Raw genomic sequence first — 20,437 nt, forward strand, 5'->3', positions numbered from 1 at the left:
ATGGCGAACATGTTTGCCCTGATTCTGGTGATAGCCACACTGGTGACGGGCATTTTATGGTGCGTTGATAAGTTTGTTTTCGCGCCAAAACGTCGGGCGCGCCAGGCTGCTGCGCAAACGGCGTCGGGAGATGCGCTGGATAACGCTACGCTCAATAAAGTGGCGCCTAAACCAGGCTGGCTGGAGACCGGGGCGTCGGTTTTCCCGGTTCTGGCGATCGTTCTGATCGTTCGTTCATTTCTTTATGAACCCTTTCAGATCCCGTCAGGCTCAATGATGCCGACACTGCTTATCGGCGATTTTATTCTGGTGGAAAAATTTGCCTACGGCATTAAAGATCCGATCTACCAGAAAACCCTGATTGAGACCGGTCATCCAAAGCGCGGGGATATTGTGGTATTTAAATATCCGGAAGATCCTAAGTTAGATTACATCAAACGCGCAGTCGGTTTGCCGGGCGATAAAATCACTTATGATCCGGTTGCGAAAGAGGTGACGATTCAGCCTGGCTGTAGCTCCGGTCAGGCGTGCGAAAATGCGCTGCCGGTTACCTACTCTAACGTTGAGCCGAGCGATTTTGTACAGACCTTTGCCCGCCGTAACGGCGGAGAAGCGACCAGCGGTTTCTTTGAGGTTCCGCTAAACGAGACGAAAGAAAACGGCATTCGCCTGACCGAACGTAAAGAGACGTTAGGCGATGTGACCCACCGCATCCTGATGGTGCCGATAGCTCAGGATCAGTTGGGCATGTATTACCAACAGCTAGGACAACCGCTGGCGACCTGGGTTGTACCGCCGGGGCAATATTTCATGATGGGCGACAACCGCGATAACAGCGCGGATAGCCGTTACTGGGGATTTGTTCCGGAAGCGAATCTGGTCGGTAAAGCGGTCGCTATCTGGATGAGCTTTGACAAGCAGGAAGGGGAGTGGCCGACAGGCGTACGCCTGAGTCGTATCGGCGGTATTCACTAACTGTGACGAAATGATCGTTCACGCTGCCGTCTTTTTAGCGGCAGCGTGAATTATTTCCTGGATAAATTCCCTCAGACTAACGACATCCCCTGTCGTTGTGTATAGAATATTCCCCCGAAGTTTTAGGTTGGCGCCGTTTGGTCGCCACGGCACACGAAACAGCGTTGGTTATAGACAACCTTCTTTCCGCTGCAGCGATGCGGCAGGACAGATGACGTGTATCAGGTCTGTTTCGTGTGCTGGATTGTTGACGCATTCATTTATTGGTATCGCATGAACCCCATCGTAATTAATCGGCTTCAACGGAAGCTGGGCTACACTTTTAATCATCAGGAGCTGTTGCAGCAGGCATTAACTCACCGCAGCGCCAGCAGTAAACATAACGAACGCCTGGAGTTTTTAGGTGATTCAATCCTGAGCTTCGTTATCGCTAACGCGCTTTATCACCGTTTTCCACGGGTGGATGAGGGAGATATGAGCCGTATGCGCGCCACGTTGGTACGTGGTAATACGCTGGCGGAATTAGCCCGTGAGTTTGATTTAGGCGAGTGCCTGCGTTTAGGGCCGGGCGAATTAAAAAGCGGCGGATTCCGTCGGGAGTCCATTCTGGCGGACACCGTTGAAGCGTTAATCGGCGGAGTATTTCTCGATAGCAATATCCAGACCGTCGAGCAGTTAATCCTTAACTGGTATAAAACCCGTCTGGATGAGATAAGTCCGGGCGATAAACAAAAAGATCCGAAAACGCGCTTGCAGGAGTATTTGCAGGGTCGCCATCTGCCGCTGCCATCTTACCTGGTTGTGCAGGTACGCGGCGAGGCGCACGATCAGGAATTTACTATCCACTGCCAGGTCAGCGGCCTGAGCGAACCGGTGGTTGGCACGGGTTCCAGCCGTCGTAAGGCGGAGCAGGCTGCCGCCGAACAGGCGCTGAAAAAACTGGAGTTGGAATGAGCACTGACAAAACTTACTGCGGATTTATTGCCATCGTCGGACGTCCGAACGTTGGCAAATCCACCTTGCTGAACAAACTGCTTGGGCAGAAGATTTCGATCACTTCCCGTAAAGCGCAGACCACGCGCCACCGCATTGTCGGTATTCATACCGAAGGCCCGTATCAGGCAATTTATGTCGATACCCCGGGACTGCATATGGAAGAAAAGCGCGCCATTAACCGTTTGATGAATAAGGCGGCGAGCAGTTCGATTGGCGACGTTGAGCTGGTGATTTTCGTTGTGGAAGGCACCCGTTGGACGCCGGACGACGAAATGGTCCTGAACAAACTGCGCGATGGCAAAGCGCCGGTTATTCTCGCCGTTAACAAGGTGGATAACGTGCAGGAAAAAGCTGATTTGCTGCCGCACCTCCAGTTCCTGGCAAGCCAGATGAACTTTCTTGATATCGTACCCATCTCTGCTGAAACGGGTATGAACGTCGATACCATTGCCGGTATCGTGCGTAAACATTTACCGGAAGCGATTCATCACTTCCCGGAAGATTACATCACCGATCGCTCTCTGCGCTTTATGGCGTCTGAAATCATTCGTGAAAAGCTGATGCGTTTTCTCGGCGCCGAGCTGCCGTATTCCGTTACCGTTGAGATTGAACGTTTTGTTACCAACGAACGCGGCGGCTATGATATCAACGGGCTGATCCTCGTCGAGCGCGAAGGGCAGAAGAAGATGGTGATTGGCAACAAAGGCGCCAAAATCAAAACCATTGGTATTGAAGCGCGTAAAGACATGCAGGAGATGTTTGAAGCGCCGGTACACCTGGAACTGTGGGTGAAAGTGAAATCCGGCTGGGCCGATGACGAACGCGCTCTGCGTAGTCTCGGTTACGTAGACGATCTGTGAGTTAACACAGCGTGGAAGGGTGGCAGCGCGCATTTGTCCTGCACAGTCGCCCCTGGAGCGAAACCAGCCTGATGCTGGACGTCTTCACGGAAGAATCGGGGCGCGTGCGCCTTGTCGCCAAAGGCGCGCGATCTAAACGTTCCAATCTGAAAGGCGCGTTACAGCCTTTTACGCCGTTATTGCTACGCTACAGCGGACGCGGCGAGGTGAAAACCCTGCGCAGCGCCGAGGCAGTTTCTCTGGCGCTGCCGTTAAGCGGTATTACGCTCTATAGCGGCCTGTACATCAACGAACTCCTCTCTCGCGTACTGGAATATGAAACGCGCTTCTCCGAACTCTTTTTTGATTATCTGAACTGTATTCAGGCGCTGGCGGGAACCACCGGCTCGCCTGAACCGGCGTTGCGACGTTTCGAACTGGCGTTGCTGGGTCATCTGGGGTATGGCGTCAATTTCACCCACTGTGCAGGCAGCGGCGAACGGGTGGATGACACCATGACCTACCGTTACCGCGAAGAAAAAGGCTTTTTCGCCAGCGTCGTCATCGATAACAACACCTTTACCGGACGGCACCTGAAAGCGCTGGAGGCGCGGGAATTTCCGGATGTAGATACCCTGCGTGCCGCTAAACGCTTTACCCGTATGGCATTAAAGCCGTATCTTGGGGGAAAACCGTTAAAAAGCCGGGAGCTGTTCCGGCAATTTATGCCCAAACGCACAGTAAAAACGAAGAAAGATTAACGAGGATTGTCATGGCTGAATTACTGTTAGGCGTCAATATTGACCACATTGCCACGTTACGTAATGCGCGCGGCACCGACTATCCGGATCCGGTACAGGCGGCGTTTATTGCTGAACAGGCAGGCGCGGACGGCATTACCGTACACCTGCGCGAAGATCGTCGCCACATTACCGATCGCGATGTGCGCATTCTGCGTCAGACGCTGCATACGCGTATGAATCTGGAGATGGCGGTGACCGAAGAGATGCTGGCGATCGCCGTAGAAACCAGGCCGCATTTCTGTTGTCTGGTGCCGGAAAAACGCCAGGAAGTCACCACCGAAGGCGGCCTGGATGTGGCCGGACAGCGCGATAAAATGCGTGATGCCTGTGCGCGCCTGGCGGCGGCTGGCATCCAGGTTTCGCTCTTTATCGATGCCGATGAAAGGCAAATCAACGCGGCGGCGGAAGTCGGCGCGCCGTTTATCGAAATCCATACCGGCTGCTATGCCAACGCAGAAACCGATGCGGAACAGGCAAAAGAGCTGGCGCGTATTGCCAGCGCCGCGACCCTGGCGGCCCGTCTGGGGCTAAAAGTAAATGCGGGTCATGGCCTGACCTACCATAACGTCAAAGCTATTGCCGCACTGCCGGAAATGCACGAGCTCAATATCGGTCATGCCATTATTGGTCGGGCGGTGATGACGGGGCTGAAAGAGGCGGTGGCTGAAATGAAACGTTTGATGCTGGAAGCGCGCGGCTAATGGCGATTCTCGGCCTGGGAACGGATATTGTAGAGATTGCCCGCATTGAGGCAGTGATCTCCCGTTCCGGCGAACGTCTGGCAAGGCGTGTGCTCAGTGACAACGAGTGGGCTATCTGGGAGACGCATCAGCAGCCGGTGCGTTTTCTCGCCAAGCGTTTTGCGGTCAAAGAGGCGGCAGCGAAAGCTTTTGGCACCGGCATCCGCAACGGTCTGGCGTTCAATCAGTTCGAAGTGTTTAACGATGAGCTGGGAAAACCACGTTTGCGGCTGTGGGGCGAGGCGTTAACGCTGGCGGAAAAACTCGGTGTGGCGCACATGCATGTCACGTTGGCCGATGAACGCCATTACGCCTGCGCCACGGTCATTCTGGAAAGTTAGATTTGCCGGATGGCGGCGTAAACACGTTATCTGACCTACAGGCCGATATATTGTCGGCCTGATAAGCATAGCGCCATCAGGCATTGTTGCGTTGGAAGTGCGTTAACCCGCTTACAGTTTATCTGCGTGATGCATCAGAACAAACTTATCCCACAACTGTTCTTCGGTTTCGACATGGGCGGGATCCTGCAAAATCGTATTGGGGATTGGGCAGACTTTCTGACAGGTCGGCGTTTCGTAATGGCCTACACACTCGGTGCATTTGTCGCTGTTAATCTCATAAATGCTGTCGCCCATTGAAATCGCCTCATTCGGGCACTCCGGCTCGCACATATCGCAATTGATACATTTTTTGGTGATTAACAGCGCCATCAGGAAATTCTCAGAAACAACACAAATCGGGCGGGCATTATACGCCTATTTTCTGCTCGGGCCAGCTCTTTTCTGGCGCTGATTTGTTATCTACAGTGTAAAAATTTTTGATCTGCTTGAGCAGGCAGATGGTTGCGTTATCCAGTGAAAGGTCATTACTGTGCACCAGCATGACAGGAATAAAGAATGCGGGGATGCCCAGTGAAACCAGGCGAACATTTTTGGGTGTCGATAAATGAGTTAGTGAGCGGGTAATAAATGCGATGCCAATCTGCGCTTCGGCATACTCAAGGCATGAGTAGTGGTTATCCAGTTCGCAGATGACGTTAGGAACGACTTTGCGGTTATTAAATTCTGTGGTGATGATCCCTCTTAATAGCAGAGAGTCATTAAGCACGATAATGGGCTGGTCGTTTAAATCTTTTAGATGCAGACGTTCGCGTGTCGCCAGAGGATGAGAAAGTGGGATTGCAGCGATAATTTCATCTTCAAACAGCATGGTCGAGCTTAGCTGGGCAGGGAGCGCTGTTCGATAAACAATGCCAATATCAACGGCGCTATCCGTCAGCTTTTTAATGGTTTGCTCAGTTGAGAACTCTTTAACATTTAAAGATATTTCCGGATGGTGCGCCATAAAGTTGCGAAAAGCGGGCAGGACCAGGTAGCTGCCTGACACCCCGATTGAAATAGTATCGCGCTGTTGGTCCTGATAGGGAAGAAGTTCATTTTCGGCATTTTTTAAATCCAGCATTATTTTGTTAGCGTGTCGTTGCAAAATAATGCCTGCTTTTGTTAATTTAATTCCTCTACCTTTTCGCTTAAATAATATTGTTTTAAGTGATGACTCAAGTTGTTTGATTTGCTGACTTAATGATGGCTGAGTGATAAACAGGCGACTGGCTGCCCGACCATAATGTAATTCATCACACAATATCAGGAAGGAATGTAGTTGTTTGATATTCATTAAAATTTAATGCCAATCGATTGGGTTTTGTTATAACGATTATAAAAAATACCAAATTGTTTGCCTATTTTGCTTTTTTTAAACTGTGATCAGTGCATTTTAAAAAGGGAAAATTATGTCGGCATCAATCAACCGCTGGGGAATGCTTGCCGCTCACGTGTGCATCAATTTTGTGCTCGGGGGCGTCTACGCATTTAGCTATTTCAAAACACCACTCATGGCGCAATATCACTGGGATCCGGCTACGCTGGCGTTAGCATTCTCTATCAACATGGGGATCATTCCTTTACCGATGATTTGGGGCGGGAGAATGATCGACAATGGTAAAGGAAAGCAGGCGATAGTTATCGGCGGTATCCTGTTTTCTTTAGGTTTTATCTTGTCCGGCTTTGTGGATAATTTGCCCATGCTGTTTTTAACCTACGGCGTCATTGCCGGGTTGGGATCGGGCCTGGCTTTTACGGGTAATCTGAATAATATTCTGAAATTTTTCCCTGACCGTCGCGGTCTTGCCAGCGGTATCGTACTGGCGGGTGTTGGCGTCGGGACGCTACTTTGCACCCGCCTGGCCGAATATTTTATGGCGCAAACTCACGATGTTAGTCGGGCGTTGTTATATCTGGGCATTGTTTATCTGGTGGTTATTTTTATCGTCCAGTTCTTTATTCGTAGCGCGCCAGCAAAAGATAGCGGAGGAATTAAAGCATCGCCAATGGATAAAGACTATCGGCACATGCTGAAAGATCTGCGCTTCTGGCTGCTGTTTATGATTCTGGCGCTGGGCGTGTTCTCTGGGATGGTAATTAGCTCAAGCTCTGCGCAAATTGGTATGACGCAGTACGGTTTACTGTCCGGTGCATTAGTCGTTAGCCTGGTATCGATATTTAACTCAATTGGTCGCCTGTTCTGGGGAGGGTTAACCGATAAATTAGGCGGCTACAATACTCTGGTTATCGTTTATCTTTTTACCTGCGTCTGTATGCTGCTATTGTTGTTCTTCAACGGCAATACTTCGGTATTCTATTTCAGCGCTCTGGGCGTGGGCTTTGCTTATGCCGGTATATTAGTTATCTTCCCTGGCTTGACCAGCCAGAATTTTGGTATGCGTAACCAGGGACTAAACTACGGCTTTATGTATTTTGGTTTTGCCGTCGGTGCGGTTATTGCTCCTTACGTCACGTCCGCTATTGCAAAATATACCGGAAGCTACAATACGGTATTTATTTTGACCACGGTGCTATTGCTTATTGGAGTCGTGTTGACCCTGATAACGAAAAAATATGTCGCAACGGTTTTAGCCAAAATTTATTAATCAGATAATAAGGAAGTAAAAATGAAAATTGCAATCGCAGGTGCAGGCGCTATGGGATGTCGTTTTGGCTATATGCTGCTGGAGGCCGGGCACGACGTGACGCTTATCGATAGCTGGCAGGAGCATGTTGACGCTATTCGTAGCAAGGGGTTGTTTGTCGAAACGGAAACGACTCAGAAGTATTACCCCATCCCTGCTATGTTGGCTGATGAATCCCAGGGGGAGTTTGAGCTGGTTATTCTGTTTACCAAAGCCATGCAGCTGGATAGCATGTTACACCGTATTAAGCCATTACTGCCAGCCGCGAAAGTAGTGATGATTTTATCTAACGGCCTGGGAAATATCGAAACGCTGGAGAAATATGTCGATCGGCAGAAAATCTATGCGGGTGTGACGTTATGGTCCAGCGAACTGGAGGGGGCTGGGCATATTATGGCCACCGGTACCGGAACGATTGAACTGCAGCCGATTGCCAGCCATGATTCGGCTCAAGAGGCTAAGGTCATTGCCACCCTTAATAGCGCTGGATTGAATGCTGAAATAAGCCCTGACGTATTATTATCGATCTGGAAGAAAGCAGCCTTTAATAGCGTAATGAACACCTATTGCGCGCTACTGGATTGTAATGTCGGCGGATTTGGTCAGCGGCCTGGTGCTTTAGATTTAGCGCAAGCGGTAGTTGATGAGTTTGTATTGGTTGCTGCCAGCCAGAATATTCCGTTGACTGAGCAAATGGTGATGAATACGGTGAAGAAAGTGTTCGATCCACGTGAGAGCGGCCACCACTATCCTTCTATGCATCAGGATTTACATAAAGGCCGACTGACTGAAATCGACTATTTAAATGGTGCGATTGCGCGAATCGGCGCTCAGAACAATATTGCCGTACCGGTTAACACACTCCTGACGCAATTGATTCACGCTAAAGAAGCGCAATAAACTTGATGGCTCTTCTGCATGAGGCGGAAGAGCCATTTTCAAACCAGTTTTTTTACCAGCGCCTCGCTATGGCGAATACGCTCCGGCGCCCGCTCTAAATCCTGTTGTACCAGCGCCATAAACAGTAAGTCGGTCAACATCATTTGCGCATGTGTCGAGGAGATAGCGGCGCTACGCGTCGCTTGCTCTTCAGCAATCGTATACAGACAGCGGGTGGCGCGCTGCTGCAAGGCGTTGGGAGAAAAACCGGTAATGGCCAGGATCTTCGCGCCTGCGCGTAATGTTTCGTCCGCCGCCAGGTTCAGCTCGCGCCGTTCCCCGGAATAAGAGATCGCCAGCAGCAGATCCTCCGGCGCCAGCGCCTGCACCGTCGCCAGCAGGGCGTGCATATCGCGCTCAACCACCGCGTTAATGCCAATCTTCAGTAGCTTCCAGGCAAAATTTTGCGCCACCAGCCCAGAGGCGCCAATCCCGGTGGTCACAATACGGCGGGCGTGGCGCAGCATCGTGACGCTTTCTAACAGCTTTTCTTCACTGTTAACGTCCAGCGTGGCGTGCATCGCCGCCACATTCTCTTTAATTAATTTTTCCCCGACCAGGCGCATCGGATCGTCGCCGCGAATATGGTTATGAACGGGAACGGAATGCGGATTAGGATTGCTGGCCAACGCTTCGCTGATAGCCAGTTTCAATGCAGGAAACCCTTTAAACCCCAGTTTTTGCGCGAACTTGACTACGCTGGATTGGCTGACGCCCGCTTCGGCCGCCAGTTGCTGCGAGCTCAGATGCCGCGCCGTATCCGGTTGCGCGAGCAGATAATCCGCCAGTTTCCTGTCGCTTTGCGCGAGATCCGGATAACGCTGGCGAATACGAATCAAACAGTTCATGGGCAGCTCCTGCGAAACGTGATGGCGACGACAAAACGAAATTTCACTCGCCTGGGGGAATATTCTATTCCATCATGGACGCTTATTATGAATTAAAAATTCCAGAGGGACAAAAATGAATCTTGGTACCTTAGTGTCTGAAACCCGTAACCCGCAAACGATGGATCTGGATGCGTTGCCTACTCCTGAATTAGTTAAGCGTTTTAATGAACAGGATACGCTGGTAGCGGAAGCAGTAAAAGCCACTCTGCCTGACGTCGCGCGTGCGGTGGATGCCGCAGCGGCGGCGCTGAAGGCTGGCGGACGTATCATCTATATGGGCGCGGGCACCAGTGGTCGGCTTGGCGTACTGGATGCCTCAGAATGCCCCCCGACGTTTGGCGTTCCGCACGGTCTGGTCGTCGGACTGATTGCCGGCGGGCCGGGCGCGTTGTTGAAAGCGGTCGAAGGCGCGGAAGACAGCCAACAGGCAGGCGAAGACGATCTTGTCGCGCTAAATCTGCAAGAACAGGATCTGGTCGTGGGGCTCGCGGCGTCGGGTCGTACACCCTATGTGATTGGCGGCCTGCGCTATGCGCGACAGTCCGGTTGTACCACTGTTGCCGTCTCCTGTAATCCAGATTCGCCTATTGCGCGGGAGGCTAATATCGCTATTTCGCCCGTTGTCGGGCCGGAAGCGCTTACCGGCTCCACGCGGCTGAAATCCGGCACCGCGCAGAAAATGGTGCTCAATATGATTTCTACCGGCGCGATGGTGAAGTTCGGCAAGGTCTATCAAAACCTGATGGTGGATATGAAAGCCACCAACGTCAAACTGGTCGATCGCGCGTGTCGGATGGTCGTTGAAGCGACCGGGATAGGTCGTGAAGAGGCGGAAACGTTGCTGAAACAGACCGATTTTGAGGTTAAGCCCGCCATTTTGATGGCGCTTACGGGGCTGGATGCTGCAGCCGCCAGGGAAAAACTCGCTGCTCATCAGGGCTTTTTAAGGGCGGCGTTAGAACACTAAAGAGGTGTGTATGGATAAGACGGCAGCGCTCGCCAGCGACATTTTACGTGGTATCGGCGGAGAGCAAAATATTCTGCGCCTGGAAAACTGTATGACGCGAGTCAGGGTGGAGGTACAGGACGACAGCCAACTGGATATTCCGCGCTTAAAAGCGTTGCCTGGCGTCAGTGGATACGTAAAGCAAGGGGAGCAACATCAGCTGATCGTTGGGCCGGGGAAGGCTGCACAGGTGGTTGATGCGATGCGCGTGCAGATTGCCGCAGGTGGTGTAAAGCCGGATGACGCTATGGCGCGTACCAAATCCGAGGCGAAAGCGAAGTATAAAGCGCCGATGAGCGATGCGTTGCGTAAGCTGGCGAATGTTTTTATTCCGCTTATCCCCGCCTTTATCGCATCCGGCTTGATTACCGGCATTATCAACATTCTTAAACGTCCGGATATCGTCGGCGATGTTGCCGTCCATTATCCTAACCTGCTGGGCCTGATGGGGATATTTGGTAGCGCGGTATTCGCTATCATGAATATTCTGGTTGGCGTCAATACCGCGAAAGTCTTTGGCGGATCGCAGGCGTTAGGCGGCGTGATGGCGGGGATCCTTTCCAGCCCGCAACTGGCGCAGATTACGCTCTTTGGCGAGGCGCTTCAGCCGGGACGGGGCGGCGTCATCGCCGTCCTGCTGGTGGTAGCGTTAATGTGCTGGATTGAGCGCCAGTTCCGTAAGCTGCTGCCGGGGTCACTGGAGTTAATTCTTAACCCTTTATTGACGACTGTTATCACCGGCGCGGTAGCGATTGTCGCTCTGCAACCGCTTGGCGGCTGGATTTCAGACGCTATCGCTCACGGCGCGTCCTGGGCTATCGATCGCGGCGGTTTTCTGGTGGGCGCGGTGTTAGCCGGAACCTTCCTGCCGTTGGTACTGACCGGGCTGCATCAGGGGCTGGTGCCTATTCATGTGGAGCTGGTGCAAGCGCACGGCTATAACGCGCTGTTTCCCATCCTGGCGATGGCGGGCGTTGGTCAGATAGGCGCGGCCATTGCCGTACTGATGAAAACCCGCAATGCGCGGCTCAAAAAGGTGATTAAAGGCGCGCTTCCGGTCGGACTGCTGGGGATTGGCGAGCCGCTGATTTTTGGCGTCACGCTGCCATTGGGTAAGCCATTTATTGGCGCTTGCCTCGGCGGCGCGGTAGGCGGGGCGTTGATCAGCTACTGGAAAGTGGCGACGGTAATTACCTTTGGTATTTCTGGTTTGCCGCTGGCATTAACAATTGTTGCCGGAAAAGTCCTGTTCTATCTGTTAGGCTATTTAATAGCGGTAATTGCCGGGTTTATTTTTACCTGGCTGCTGGGGTTCAATGATCCAGAGGAGTAAGGTTTGGTCAGCCACGAGCGTCGTGTCGTCTTTTTTGATTTGGATGGAACGTTACATCAACAGGATATGTTCGGCAGTTTTCTGCGTTATTTGCTGCGCCGTCAGCCGCTAAATGCGCTGCTCGTACTGCCGCTGTTGCCCATTATCGGTATCGGTTTACTGGTAAAAGGGCGTGCGGCCCGCTGGCCGATGAGTCTGTTATTGTGGGGCTGTACTTTTGGCCATAGCGAAACGCGTTTGCAGGCGCATCAGGCGGATTTTGTCCGTTGGTTTCGCGCTAACGTCACGGCGTTTCCGGTTGTACAGGAGCGTCTGACCACCTATCTATTGAGCTCTGACGCGGATATCTGGCTTATTACCGGTTCTCCGCAATCATTGGTAGAGCAAGTCTATTTTGATACGCCGTGGTTGCCGCGCGTTAACCTCATCGCCAGCCAGATGGCGCGACGGTATGGCGGCTGGGTATTAACCGTGCGCTGTCTGGGCCATGAAAAAGTCGCGCAACTGGAACGTAAAATCGGTACGCCGCTGCGTCTTTATAGCGGCTACAGCGACAGCAAACAGGATAACCCGCTGCTTTATTTTTGCCAGCATCGCTGGCGGGTGACGCCGCACGGCGAGTTGCAGCAGCTCGAATAGTGAAACGCATAGCGTCTGTGTATAATGCCGCCCGCTTTCATTACCGGAGTTATCTCTTTGTCTGATGTCGAATTAGATCACGAATACTGGATGCGCCACGCGCTGACGCTGGCGAAACGCGCCTGGGACGAACGCGAGGTTCCGGTTGGCGCGGTATTGGTGCATAACCATCGCGTCATTGGCGAAGGCTGGAATCGACCCATTGGCCGCCACGATCCTACTGCGCATGCTGAAATAATGGCGCTGCGTCAGGGCGGTCTGGTATTGCAGAATTATCGGTTACTGGATACCACGCTGTATGTCACGCTGGAACCCTGTGTGATGTGCGCAGGCGCTATGGTGCATAGCCGCATTGGACGCGTTGTCTTTGGCGCGCGCGATGCAAAAACCGGCGCGGCCGGATCGCTAATTGATGTGCTGCACCATCCGGGAATGAATCACCGGGTCGACATTATTGAAGGGGTGCTGCGCGATGAATGTGCGACGCTGCTCAGTGATTTTTTCCGTATGCGTCGTCAGGAAATTAAAGCCCTGAAGAAAGCCGACCGTGCGCAAGGCGCGGGGCCGACAGTATAGCGCAATGCCGGATAAGACGTTGCGCGTCGCCATCCGATAAGACCATCGCGCTATTTTTCTTCTTTCTTCTGCGGCGTAAACAGTAAAGACGGCGAATGCGTCAGGTAGCCTGATGACTGCGATAAAAACGACAGGAGGGGGAAGGGCGCTTTATTCAGCTCCTCCGGCGACACCGCCGGGTAATCCTGCGCCAGTTTCATGGCTTCCGCTTCCTGCTTTTCTTTTTCCTGCAAATACCCCACTAAACTTATCTGGTATTTACGGATATTTTCCACATAAGCATAAGCCTCATGTCCACGCGCGTAACCGTAGGTTAGCTTACTGTAATACGGTTTTTGGCTTAATAGCGGCAAACGCTGCTTCACATCGGTCCAGCTATCCGGATTGCCTTTGGTTTTTACCGTCAGCGATCTGGCATCGAGCATGTGCGCATAACCCATATTGTAGGCGGCTAAGGCAAACCAGATACGCTCGTCTTCCGGAACGGTTTCGGGAACTTTAGCCATCATATCTTCAAGATAGCGAGCGCCGCCGCTGATGCTTTGCTCCGCATCGGTACGGTCGGTCAGCCCCAGACTTTGGGCGGTATTTTTAGTCAGCATCATCAGGCCGCGCACGCCGGTTGGCGAGGTCGCCAGCGGGTCCCAGTGTGATTCCTGATAAGAAATCGCCGCCAGCAGGCGCCAGTCTATCTCTTTGGCATATTTTTTAAATAACGGTTCCAGCTCCGGCAGGACGTTATCCACCGCTCGCAGGAAAGAGCGAGTATCAACGTAGTCGAAATCATCGCCATGTCCCAGATATTTCTCTTCGATCCGCGCCAACGACCCGTCTTCATTGATCGAATTGAAAAAATCGAGCAGCGCGGCGGAGAGCGTATTATCGTCGTCCAGTCGGCTAAACCAGGTCACGGGCTGTTCATCCGTGACATCCAGCGCCACGGCCAGTTCGGGATGAACGCGCTGAAACAGACTGATCGCCACTGAATCGGCAATGGTGTAATCCAGTTTGCCGCTGATGACCTCTTCCAGCAGCGTCGTCGAGCCTTTTTTATCATCTACTTTCCAGCTCAGGTCGGGAAACTTTGTCTCTTTTAAACGCTGTAAATCATTGACCACGACGTGCCCTGGCGCAATGGTAAGCTGATTCTCGTTAACGGTCGCCAGCGAACGTGGGCGATATTGTCCGACCCGGTAGACGAGCTGTTGCGAAACCGAATAATACATGGGACCAGGCTGATAGTTTTTAACGCGCGCGCTGTCGTAGACCAGCCCAGCCGCGAGCAGGTCGGCATTGCCGTTATCCAGATCGTCAAACAACTGGCTGATATTCTGGCGCACCGTCACTTTCAGCTTCACGCCGAGATAGTTGGCGAACTGCTGCGCCAGTTCATAGTCCAGACCATATTTTTTACCGTTGATAACGGAATAGGTTAATGGCGAGTCGATCGTACTGACGCGCAGTACCCCCCGGGCTTGAATCGCGGCGATATGGTTTTCGGTTTTACCGAACCAGGGGATTGAGGGCCAAAGGGCTGCTGCCAGCAGCAGCGTCAATATGCCGATGAACAGATAATTAATCTTTAATTTTTTCAATTAGTTAATTCTCTGGATCGTGCGTTGCCTCGGGCTGAAAAAAATGTTTTGCTGCAATAGATAAGTCATTAATGAGCGGCATTTTGCGTAACAATGCGCCAGTTGGCAACTTATTCGCAACGATAGCCGCACCGTATGACAAGAAAAAGCGGTGATTTTATTTCTACGCAAACGGTTTCGTCGGCGCGTCAGATTCTTTATAATGACGGCCGTTTCCCCCTTGCGCACACCAAAGCTTAGAAGACGAGAGACTTATGATGGAAATTCTGCGTGGTTCGCCTGCACTGTCTGCATTCCGTATCAATAAACTGCTGGCGCGCTTTCAGGCTGCCAACCTCCAGGTCCACAATATATACGCTGAGTATGTCCATTTTGCTGACCTGAACGCCCCGTTAAATGATAGCGAGCAGGCGCAGCTTACCCGTCTGTTGCAATACGGCCCGGCGCTTAACAGCCATACGCCGGCGGGTAAACTCCTGTTGGTCACACCGCGTCCTGGTACCATCTCCCCCTGGTCTTCAAAAGCAACGGATATCGCCCACAACTGCGGCCTGCAACAGGTTGATCGGCTGGAGCGCGGCGTAGCGTACTATATCGAGGCTTCGACGTTGACGGCGGAACAGTGGCGACAAGTGGCCGCAGAGCTGCACGACCGTATGATGGAGACGGTGTTCTCTTCTTTAACCGATGCGGAAAAACTGTTTATCCACCATCAGCCTGCGCCGGTTTCCAGTGTCGATCTGCTGGGAGAAGGCCGTCAGGCGTTAATTGACGCCAACCTGCGTCTTGGTCTGGCGCTGGCGGAAGATGAAATCGACTATTTGCAGGAGGCGTTTACCAAACTGGGGCGCAACCCGAACGATATCGAATTGTACATGTTCGCCCAGGCGAACTCCGAGCACTGCCGCCACAAGATTTTTAACGCCGACTGGATTATCGACGGTAAACCGCAGCCGAAGTCGCTGTTTAAAATGATTAAAAACACCTTCGAAACCACGCCGGACTATGTGCTCTCTGCCTATAAAGACAATGCCGCGGTGATGGAAGGATCTGCGGTGGGGCGCTACTTCGCCGACCACAATACCGGCCGTTACGATTTTCATCAGGAGCCCGCGCACATTCTGATGAAGGTCGAAACGCATAACCACCCAACCGCCATCTCTCCGTGGCCGGGGGCGGCGACCGGTTCCGGCGGCGAAATTCGTGATGAAGGCGCCACCGGGCGTGGCGCGAAACCAAAAGCCGGGCTGGTGGGCTTCTCCGTTTCCAACCTGCGTATTCCGGGCTTTGAACAGCCGTGGGAAGAGGATTTTGGCAAGCCGGAACGTATTGTCACCGCGCTGGATATCATGACCGAAGGTCCGCTGGGCGGCGCGGCGTTTAACAACGAATTTGGTCGCCCGGCGCTGACCGGTTACTTCCGTACTTATGAAGAGAAAGTGAACAGCCATAACGGTGAAGAGCTGCGCGGCTACCATAAGCCGATCATGCTGGCGGGCGGGATCGGTAACATTCGCGCCGATCACGTGCAGAAAGGCGAGATCGTCGTCGGCGCGAAGCTGATCGTCCTTGGCGGCCCGGCGATGAATATCGGCCTCGGCGGCGGGGCGGCTTCTTCAATGGCCTCCGGCCAATCTGACGCTGACCTCGATTTTGCTTCCGTACAGCGCGACAACCCGGAAATGGAGCGTCGTTGCCAGGAGGTGATCGACCGCTGCTGGCAGTTGGGCGACGCCAACCCAATCCTGTTTATCCATGATGTGGGCGCGGGCGGTCTCTCCAACGCCATGCCGGAGCTGGTGAGCGACGGCGGGCGCGGCGGGAAATTCGAACTGCGCGACATTCTTAGCGACGAGCCGGGCATGAGCCCGCTGGAAATCTGGTGTAACGAATCCCAGGAGCGCTATGTGCTGGCGGTCGCGGCTGACCAGTTGCCGCTGTTCGACGAACTGTGTAAGCGCGAACGCGCGCCGTATGCGGTCATTGGCGACGCTACCGAAGAACAGCATCTCTCGTTGCATGATAACCATTTCGACAATCAGCCGATCGACCTGCCGCTGGATGTCCTGCTGGGCAAAACGCCGAAAATGACCCGCGATGTGCAAACATTGAAGGCGAAAGGCGATGCGCTGAACCGCGCGGATATCACGATTGCCGACGCGGTAAATCGTGTTCTGCATCTGCCGACCGTGGCGGAAAAAACCTTCCTTGTCACTATTGGCGACCGTACCGTCACCGGTATGGTGGCGCGTGACCAGATGGTTGGCCCGTGGCAGGTCCCGGTGGCTGACTGCGCGGTCACTACCGCCAGCCTCGACAGCTACTACGGCGAAGCGATGTCGATTGGCGAGCGCGCGCCGGTGGCGCTGCTGGACTTTGCCGCCTCCGCCCGTCTGGCCGTCGGTGAAGCGTTGACTAACATTGCCGCGACGCAGATTGGCGATATCAAGCGCATTAAGCTTTCCGCTAACTGGATGGCGGCAGCCGGTCATCCTGGCGAAGATGCCGGTTTGTATGACGCGGTTAAAGCGGTGGGAGAGGAACTCTGTCCGCAGCTTGGCCTGACGATTCCGGTGGGCAAAGATTCGATGTCGATGAAAACCCGCTGGCAGGAAGGCAACGAACAGCGCGAAATGACCTCGCCGCTGTCGCTGGTGATTTCCGCGTTTGCCCGCGTGGAAGACGTGCGTCACACCCTTACGCCGCAGCTGTCAACGGAAGATAACGCCTTGTTGCTGATCGATCTTGGCAAGGGCCACAACGCGCTGGGCGCAACGGCGCTGGCGCAGGTCTATCGTCAGCTTGGCGACAAACCCGCGGACGTGCGTGACGTCGCGCAACTGAAAGGCTTCTATGACGCCATGCAGGCGCTGGTCGCTGCGCGTAAATTACTGGCCTGGCATGACCGTTCCGACGGCGGTCTGCTGGTGACGCTGGCCGAGATGGCCTTTGCCGGCCACTGCGGCGTGCAGGTCGATATCGCCGCGCTGGGCGATGACCATCTGGCCGCACTGTTCAACGAGGAGCTGGGCGGCGTGATTCAGGTACGCGCTGAAGACAGAGACGCGGTCGAAGCGCTGTTGGCGCAGTACGGCCTTGCTGACTGCGTCCACTACCTTGGTCAGGCCCTGGCTGGCGATCGCTTTGTAATTACCGCTAATGACCAGACGGTATTCAGCGAAAGCCGCACTACGCTGCGTGTCTGGTGGGCGGAAACCACCTGGCAGATGCAGCGTCTGCGCGACAATCCGCAATGTGCTGACCAGGAACACGAGGCGAAAGCGAATGATGCCGATCCGGGCCTCAACGTGAAGCTGTCGTTTGATATTAATGAAGATATCGCCGCGCCGTACATTGCGACAGGCGCACGACCGAAAGTCGCTGTACTGCGCGAGCAGGGGGTGAACTCTCACGTGGAGATGGCGGCGGCGTTCCATCGTGCGGGCTTTGACGCGATTGACGTCCATATGAGCGACCTGCTGGGCGGTCGTATCGGTCTGGGTAACTTCCATGCGCTGGTGGCTTGCGGCGGCTTTTCCTACGGCGACGTGCTGGGGGCGGGCGAAGGCTGGGCGAAATCCATTCTGTTTAACCATCGGGTGCGCGACGAATTCGAAACCTTCTTCCATCGTCCGCAGACGCTGGCGCTGGGCGTGTGCAACGGTTGCCAGATGATGTCGAATCTGCGCGAGCTGATCCCGGGCAGCGAACTGTGGCCGCGTTTTGTACGTAACCATTCTGACCGCTTCGAAGCCCGCTTCAGCCTGGTAGAAGTGACGCAAAGCCCATCGCTGCTGCTGCAAGGAATGGTAGGCTCACAGATGCCGATTGCGGTTTCCCATGGGGAAGGGCGCGTTGAGGTGCGTGACGATGCGCATCTTGCCGCGCTTGAGAGCAAAGGCCTGGTCGCCCTGCGCTACGTTGATAACTTTGGTAAGGTGACCGAAACCTATCCGGCTAACCCGAACGGTTCGCCGGACGGCATCACGGCGGTGACGACCGAAAACGGTCGGGTGACGATTATGATGCCGCATCCGGAACGCGTATTCCGCACCGTCGCCAACTCCTGGCACCCGGAAAACTGGGGCGAGGATAGCCCGTGGATGCGTATCTTCCGTAATGCGCGTAAGCAGCTAGGGTAGTTCCATTCGTCGCCGTCCCGTATTTGGGTGGTGTCGCGAAATGCCGACATCACCCTAAATACAGTGTCGCTAAAAGGTGACACTTAACTCATTGTTTTTCGATTAATATTAAGGTGATGGTGTTTAGTGTTGCCTTTTGGCGACATATTGCTTAAGTTTTGCTCGTTAGCGCCAGAGTGAGGTTAAGTTATAAAATATATTAAAATCATCATGTTAATTAATTGTTTTGCAACCTGGCACAATTACTGCATAATGATAACCAGTGGCTCATTCACCTTCTTATGTCAGCCCCTTAGGGACGCGCTACATAAACTTCGAATGACGCACAACAAGGTGCCTGCCGTCCAACTTCTGATAATAGCGTAGCTTTATCAACCTCCGGGCGAAACGTCGAGTTAGGCACCGCCTTATTCCATAACAAAGCCGGGTTTAGCCCGGCTTTGTTGTATCTGGCGCTTCCCTCGGTTAGCATCTTTTTTATTCTTCTTTTATGTGAGCGACACGTTGAAGCGATGGTCTGTTTTCCCCCGTTCTTTACGACAATTGGTCATGCTGGCCTTTTTGCTGATCCTGCTGCCGTTGCTGGTTCTGGCCTGGCAGGCGTGGCAAAGCCTTAACGCGTTAAGCGATCAGGCTGCGGTGACTAACCGCAGCACGCTTATTGACGCCCGGCGCAGTGAGGCGATGACCAACGTCGCGCTGGAGATGGAGCGAAGCTACCGACAGTATTGTGTGCTTGACGATCCGACGCTGGCAAAAGTGTATCAAAGCCAGCGTAAGCGCTATAGCGATATGCTGGACGCCCATGCCGGCGTCTTGCCGGATGATAAGTTGTATCAGGCGTTACGCCAGGATTTAAACGCGCTGGCGCAATTGCAGTGTAAAGATAGCGGCCCGGAAGCGGCAGCGGCCGCGCGTCTGGAGGCCTTTGCCAACGCTAATACGGAAATGGTGCAGGCGACGCGTACTGTGGTTTACTCGCGCGGGCAGCAGTTACAACAAGAAATCGCCGAGCGCGGACAATTTTTCGGCTGGCAGGCGCTGGTGCTATTTCTGGTGAGCCTGGCGATGGTGCTGCTTTTTACCCGCATGATTATCGGGCCGGTGAAGGGAATTGAACGGATGATTAATCGCCTGGGCGAAGGCCGCTCTTTGGGGAATACCGTCACCTTTACCGGTCCGCGTGAATTACGATCGGTGGGGCAGCGCATTATCTGGCTGAGTGAGCGTCTGGCGTGGCTGGAATCCCAGCGCCATCAGTTTCTACGTCACCTGTCCCATGAGCTGAAAACCCCGCTGGCCAGTATGCGCGAGGGGACAGAGCTGCTGGCCGATCAGGTGGTTGGGCCGCTGACGCCGGAGCAAAAAGAGGTGGTCGATATTCTGGATGACAGCAGTCGTAATTTACAAAAATTGATTGAGCAATTGCTTGATTACAACCGGAAACTGGTAGACAGTGCCACAGAGCTGGAAGCGGTCGATATCGCGCCGCTTGTGGATATGGTGGTTTCCGCCCACAGTTTGCCTGCCCGCGCTAAAATGATGCATACCGATGTCGACCTGGAGGCCGAACGCTGTATAGCAGAGCCCATGTTGCTGATGAGCGTGCTGGATAATCTCTATTCCAACGCGGTGCACTATGGCGCTGAATCCGGTAACATTTGTATCCGTAGCCGCTCTCAGGGCTCCACGGTTTATATCGATGTGGTTAATAGCGGCGAGCCGATTCCGCAAACTGAAAGAGAAATGATTTTTGAGCCTTTTTTCCAGGGAAGCCACCAGCGAAAAGGGGCGGTAAAAGGCAGTGGGTTAGGGCTAAGTATCGCCAGAGATTGTATTCGTCGAATGCAGGGAGAGATCCAACTGGTGGATGACAAAGCGCAGGAAGTTTGTTTTCGCATCTCGCTGCCGCTGCCTGCATCTGACAAACACTAAT

At 53.5% G+C, this 20,437-nt stretch carries 19 protein-coding genes; 14 read left to right on the plus strand and 5 right to left on the minus strand.

The features are described 5' to 3' along the window. The 6 genes from lepB (at position 1) to acpS (ending at position 4,694) form a co-directional block, all read left to right on the plus strand. Positions 1-975 carry a signal peptidase I gene (gene lepB, locus K8W53_RS05865; RefSeq protein WP_023224339.1) on the plus strand — a complete coding sequence of 325 codons (975 nt, stop codon included), beginning with the start codon at positions 1-3 and terminating at the stop codon, positions 973-975. 273 nt (positions 976-1,248) lie between these two features. Beyond that, positions 1,249-1,929, plus strand: a complete 681-nt coding sequence (rnc, locus tag K8W53_RS05870) for a ribonuclease III (protein ID WP_001068341.1) — start codon at positions 1,249-1,251, stop codon at positions 1,927-1,929. Continuing rightward, a complete protein-coding gene (gene era / locus K8W53_RS05875; protein ID WP_023224340.1) occupies positions 1,926-2,831 on the plus strand; it encodes a GTPase Era in 906 nt (301 codons plus the stop codon). Before rnc ends, era begins: the two co-directional genes overlap by 4 nt. Positions 2,832-2,842: 11 nt before the next feature. Continuing rightward, a complete protein-coding gene (gene recO, locus K8W53_RS05880) occupies positions 2,843-3,571 on the plus strand; it encodes a DNA repair protein RecO (protein ID WP_000399380.1) in 729 nt (242 codons plus the stop codon). Between the two features lie 11 nt (positions 3,572-3,582). Next, positions 3,583-4,314 carry a pyridoxine 5'-phosphate synthase gene (pdxJ, locus tag K8W53_RS05885; protein WP_000818969.1) on the plus strand — a complete coding sequence of 244 codons (732 nt, stop codon included), beginning with the start codon at positions 3,583-3,585 and terminating at the stop codon, positions 4,312-4,314. Beyond that, positions 4,314-4,694, plus strand: coding sequence for a holo-ACP synthase (gene acpS, locus K8W53_RS05890; protein ID WP_000986043.1), 381 nt, complete (start codon positions 4,314-4,316; stop codon positions 4,692-4,694). The genes pdxJ and acpS overlap by 1 nt, the downstream gene beginning before the upstream one ends. Positions 4,695-4,805: 111 nt before the next feature. Here the strand turns inward: acpS and K8W53_RS05895 are convergent, their stop codons facing one another. Next, positions 4,806-5,066, minus strand: a complete 261-nt coding sequence (locus tag K8W53_RS05895) for a YfhL family 4Fe-4S dicluster ferredoxin (protein WP_001196291.1) — start codon at positions 5,064-5,066, stop codon at positions 4,806-4,808. A 37-nt stretch (positions 5,067-5,103) separates the two neighbouring features. Then, positions 5,104-6,030, minus strand: a complete 927-nt coding sequence (locus K8W53_RS05900) for a LysR family transcriptional regulator (RefSeq protein WP_001022463.1) — start codon at positions 6,028-6,030, stop codon at positions 5,104-5,106. A 115-nt stretch (positions 6,031-6,145) separates the two neighbouring features. On the opposite strand from K8W53_RS05900, the gene K8W53_RS05905 reads away from it, so the two are divergent. Both K8W53_RS05905 and K8W53_RS05910 read left to right on the plus strand, forming a co-directional pair. Further along, entirely contained in the window at positions 6,146-7,342 is a 1,197-nt protein-coding gene (locus tag K8W53_RS05905) for an OFA family MFS transporter (protein WP_001276367.1), read from the plus strand. A 21-nt stretch (positions 7,343-7,363) separates the two neighbouring features. Then, the gene (locus K8W53_RS05910; protein ID WP_023136417.1) at positions 7,364-8,281 is read left to right on the plus strand and encodes an oxidoreductase; all 918 of its coding nucleotides are present in this window, start codon (positions 7,364-7,366) and stop codon (positions 8,279-8,281) included. A 38-nt stretch (positions 8,282-8,319) separates the two neighbouring features. Here K8W53_RS05910 and K8W53_RS05915 read toward each other — a convergent pair whose 3' ends face one another. Then, positions 8,320-9,168 (minus strand): MurR/RpiR family transcriptional regulator, encoded by an 849-nt coding sequence (locus tag K8W53_RS05915; RefSeq protein WP_000995688.1) that lies wholly within the window; start codon positions 9,166-9,168, stop codon positions 8,320-8,322. Between the two features lie 115 nt (positions 9,169-9,283). Between K8W53_RS05915 and murQ the strand changes: the two genes are divergently transcribed. The 4 genes from murQ to tadA are packed head-to-tail and all read left to right on the plus strand — an operon-like array spanning position 9,284 to position 12,764. Then, positions 9,284-10,177, plus strand: coding sequence for an N-acetylmuramic acid 6-phosphate etherase (gene murQ / locus K8W53_RS05920; RefSeq protein ID WP_001048527.1), 894 nt, complete (start codon positions 9,284-9,286; stop codon positions 10,175-10,177). A gap of 10 nt (positions 10,178-10,187) precedes the next feature. Then, on the plus strand, positions 10,188-11,549 hold the full coding sequence (locus tag K8W53_RS05925; RefSeq protein ID WP_000361660.1) for a PTS transporter subunit EIIC: 1,362 nt from the start codon (positions 10,188-10,190) through the stop codon (positions 11,547-11,549). A gap of 3 nt (positions 11,550-11,552) precedes the next feature. Further along, a complete protein-coding gene (gene yfhb / locus K8W53_RS05930) occupies positions 11,553-12,188 on the plus strand; it encodes a phosphatidylglycerophosphatase C (protein WP_000253558.1) in 636 nt (211 codons plus the stop codon). 24 nt (positions 12,189-12,212) lie between these two features. Beyond that, positions 12,213-12,764: a tRNA adenosine(34) deaminase TadA gene (tadA, locus tag K8W53_RS05935; RefSeq protein WP_001134560.1), complete on the plus strand. Its 552-nt coding sequence runs from the start codon at positions 12,213-12,215 to the stop codon at positions 12,762-12,764. A 50-nt stretch (positions 12,765-12,814) separates the two neighbouring features. Here the strand turns inward: tadA and mltF are convergent, their stop codons facing one another. Further along, positions 12,815-14,359, minus strand: coding sequence for a membrane-bound lytic murein transglycosylase MltF (gene mltF / locus K8W53_RS05940; RefSeq protein WP_000734249.1), 1,545 nt, complete (start codon positions 14,357-14,359; stop codon positions 12,815-12,817). Further along, positions 14,360-14,587 carry a hypothetical protein gene (locus tag K8W53_RS05945; RefSeq protein WP_024147953.1) on the minus strand — a complete coding sequence of 76 codons (228 nt, stop codon included), beginning with the start codon at positions 14,585-14,587 and terminating at the stop codon, positions 14,360-14,362. It abuts the gene before it with no gap. A 26-nt stretch (positions 14,588-14,613) separates the two neighbouring features. On the opposite strand from K8W53_RS05945, the gene purL reads away from it, so the two are divergent. Together purL and qseE are read left to right on the plus strand one after the other, a co-directional pair. After that, positions 14,614-18,501, plus strand: a complete 3,888-nt coding sequence (gene purL / locus K8W53_RS05950; RefSeq protein WP_024147954.1) for a phosphoribosylformylglycinamidine synthase — start codon at positions 14,614-14,616, stop codon at positions 18,499-18,501. Positions 18,502-19,005: 504 nt separating this feature from the next. After that, complete coding sequence (gene qseE, locus K8W53_RS05955; protein WP_001676035.1) at positions 19,006-20,436, plus strand: two component system sensor histidine kinase QseE/GlrK; 1,431 nt, start codon at positions 19,006-19,008, stop codon at positions 20,434-20,436. Position 20,437 lies beyond the last annotated feature (1 nt).

This window comes from Salmonella sp. A29-2, from assembly GCF_020150755.1.
In the GTDB taxonomy this organism is placed as follows: domain Bacteria; phylum Pseudomonadota; class Gammaproteobacteria; order Enterobacterales; family Enterobacteriaceae; genus Salmonella; species Salmonella enterica.

Bases quoted from the DNA above. Each gene is read 5' to 3' on its own strand.
- lepB (WP_023224339.1), top strand. From the start codon at position 1: ATGGCGAACATGTTTGCCCTGATTCTGGTGATAGCCACACTGGTGACG.
- rnc (WP_001068341.1), top strand. From the start codon at position 1,249: ATGAACCCCATCGTAATTAATCGGCTTCAACGGAAGCTGGGCTACACT.
- era (WP_023224340.1), top strand. From the start codon at position 1,926: ATGAGCACTGACAAAACTTACTGCGGATTTATTGCCATCGTCGGACGT.
- pdxJ (WP_000818969.1), top strand. From the start codon at position 3,583: ATGGCTGAATTACTGTTAGGCGTCAATATTGACCACATTGCCACGTTA.
- acpS (WP_000986043.1), top strand. From the start codon at position 4,314: ATGGCGATTCTCGGCCTGGGAACGGATATTGTAGAGATTGCCCGCATT.
- K8W53_RS05895 (WP_001196291.1), bottom strand. From the start codon at position 5,066: ATGGCGCTGTTAATCACCAAAAAATGTATCAATTGCGATATGTGCGAG.
- K8W53_RS05900 (WP_001022463.1), bottom strand. From the start codon at position 6,030: ATGAATATCAAACAACTACATTCCTTCCTGATATTGTGTGATGAATTA.
- K8W53_RS05905 (WP_001276367.1), top strand. From the start codon at position 6,146: ATGTCGGCATCAATCAACCGCTGGGGAATGCTTGCCGCTCACGTGTGC.
- K8W53_RS05910 (WP_023136417.1), top strand. From the start codon at position 7,364: ATGAAAATTGCAATCGCAGGTGCAGGCGCTATGGGATGTCGTTTTGGC.
- K8W53_RS05915 (WP_000995688.1), bottom strand. From the start codon at position 9,168: ATGAACTGTTTGATTCGTATTCGCCAGCGTTATCCGGATCTCGCGCAA.
- murQ (WP_001048527.1), top strand. From the start codon at position 9,284: ATGAATCTTGGTACCTTAGTGTCTGAAACCCGTAACCCGCAAACGATG.
- K8W53_RS05925 (WP_000361660.1), top strand. From the start codon at position 10,188: ATGGATAAGACGGCAGCGCTCGCCAGCGACATTTTACGTGGTATCGGC.
- tadA (WP_001134560.1), top strand. From the start codon at position 12,213: ATGCCGCCCGCTTTCATTACCGGAGTTATCTCTTTGTCTGATGTCGAA.
- purL (WP_024147954.1), top strand. From the start codon at position 14,614: ATGATGGAAATTCTGCGTGGTTCGCCTGCACTGTCTGCATTCCGTATC.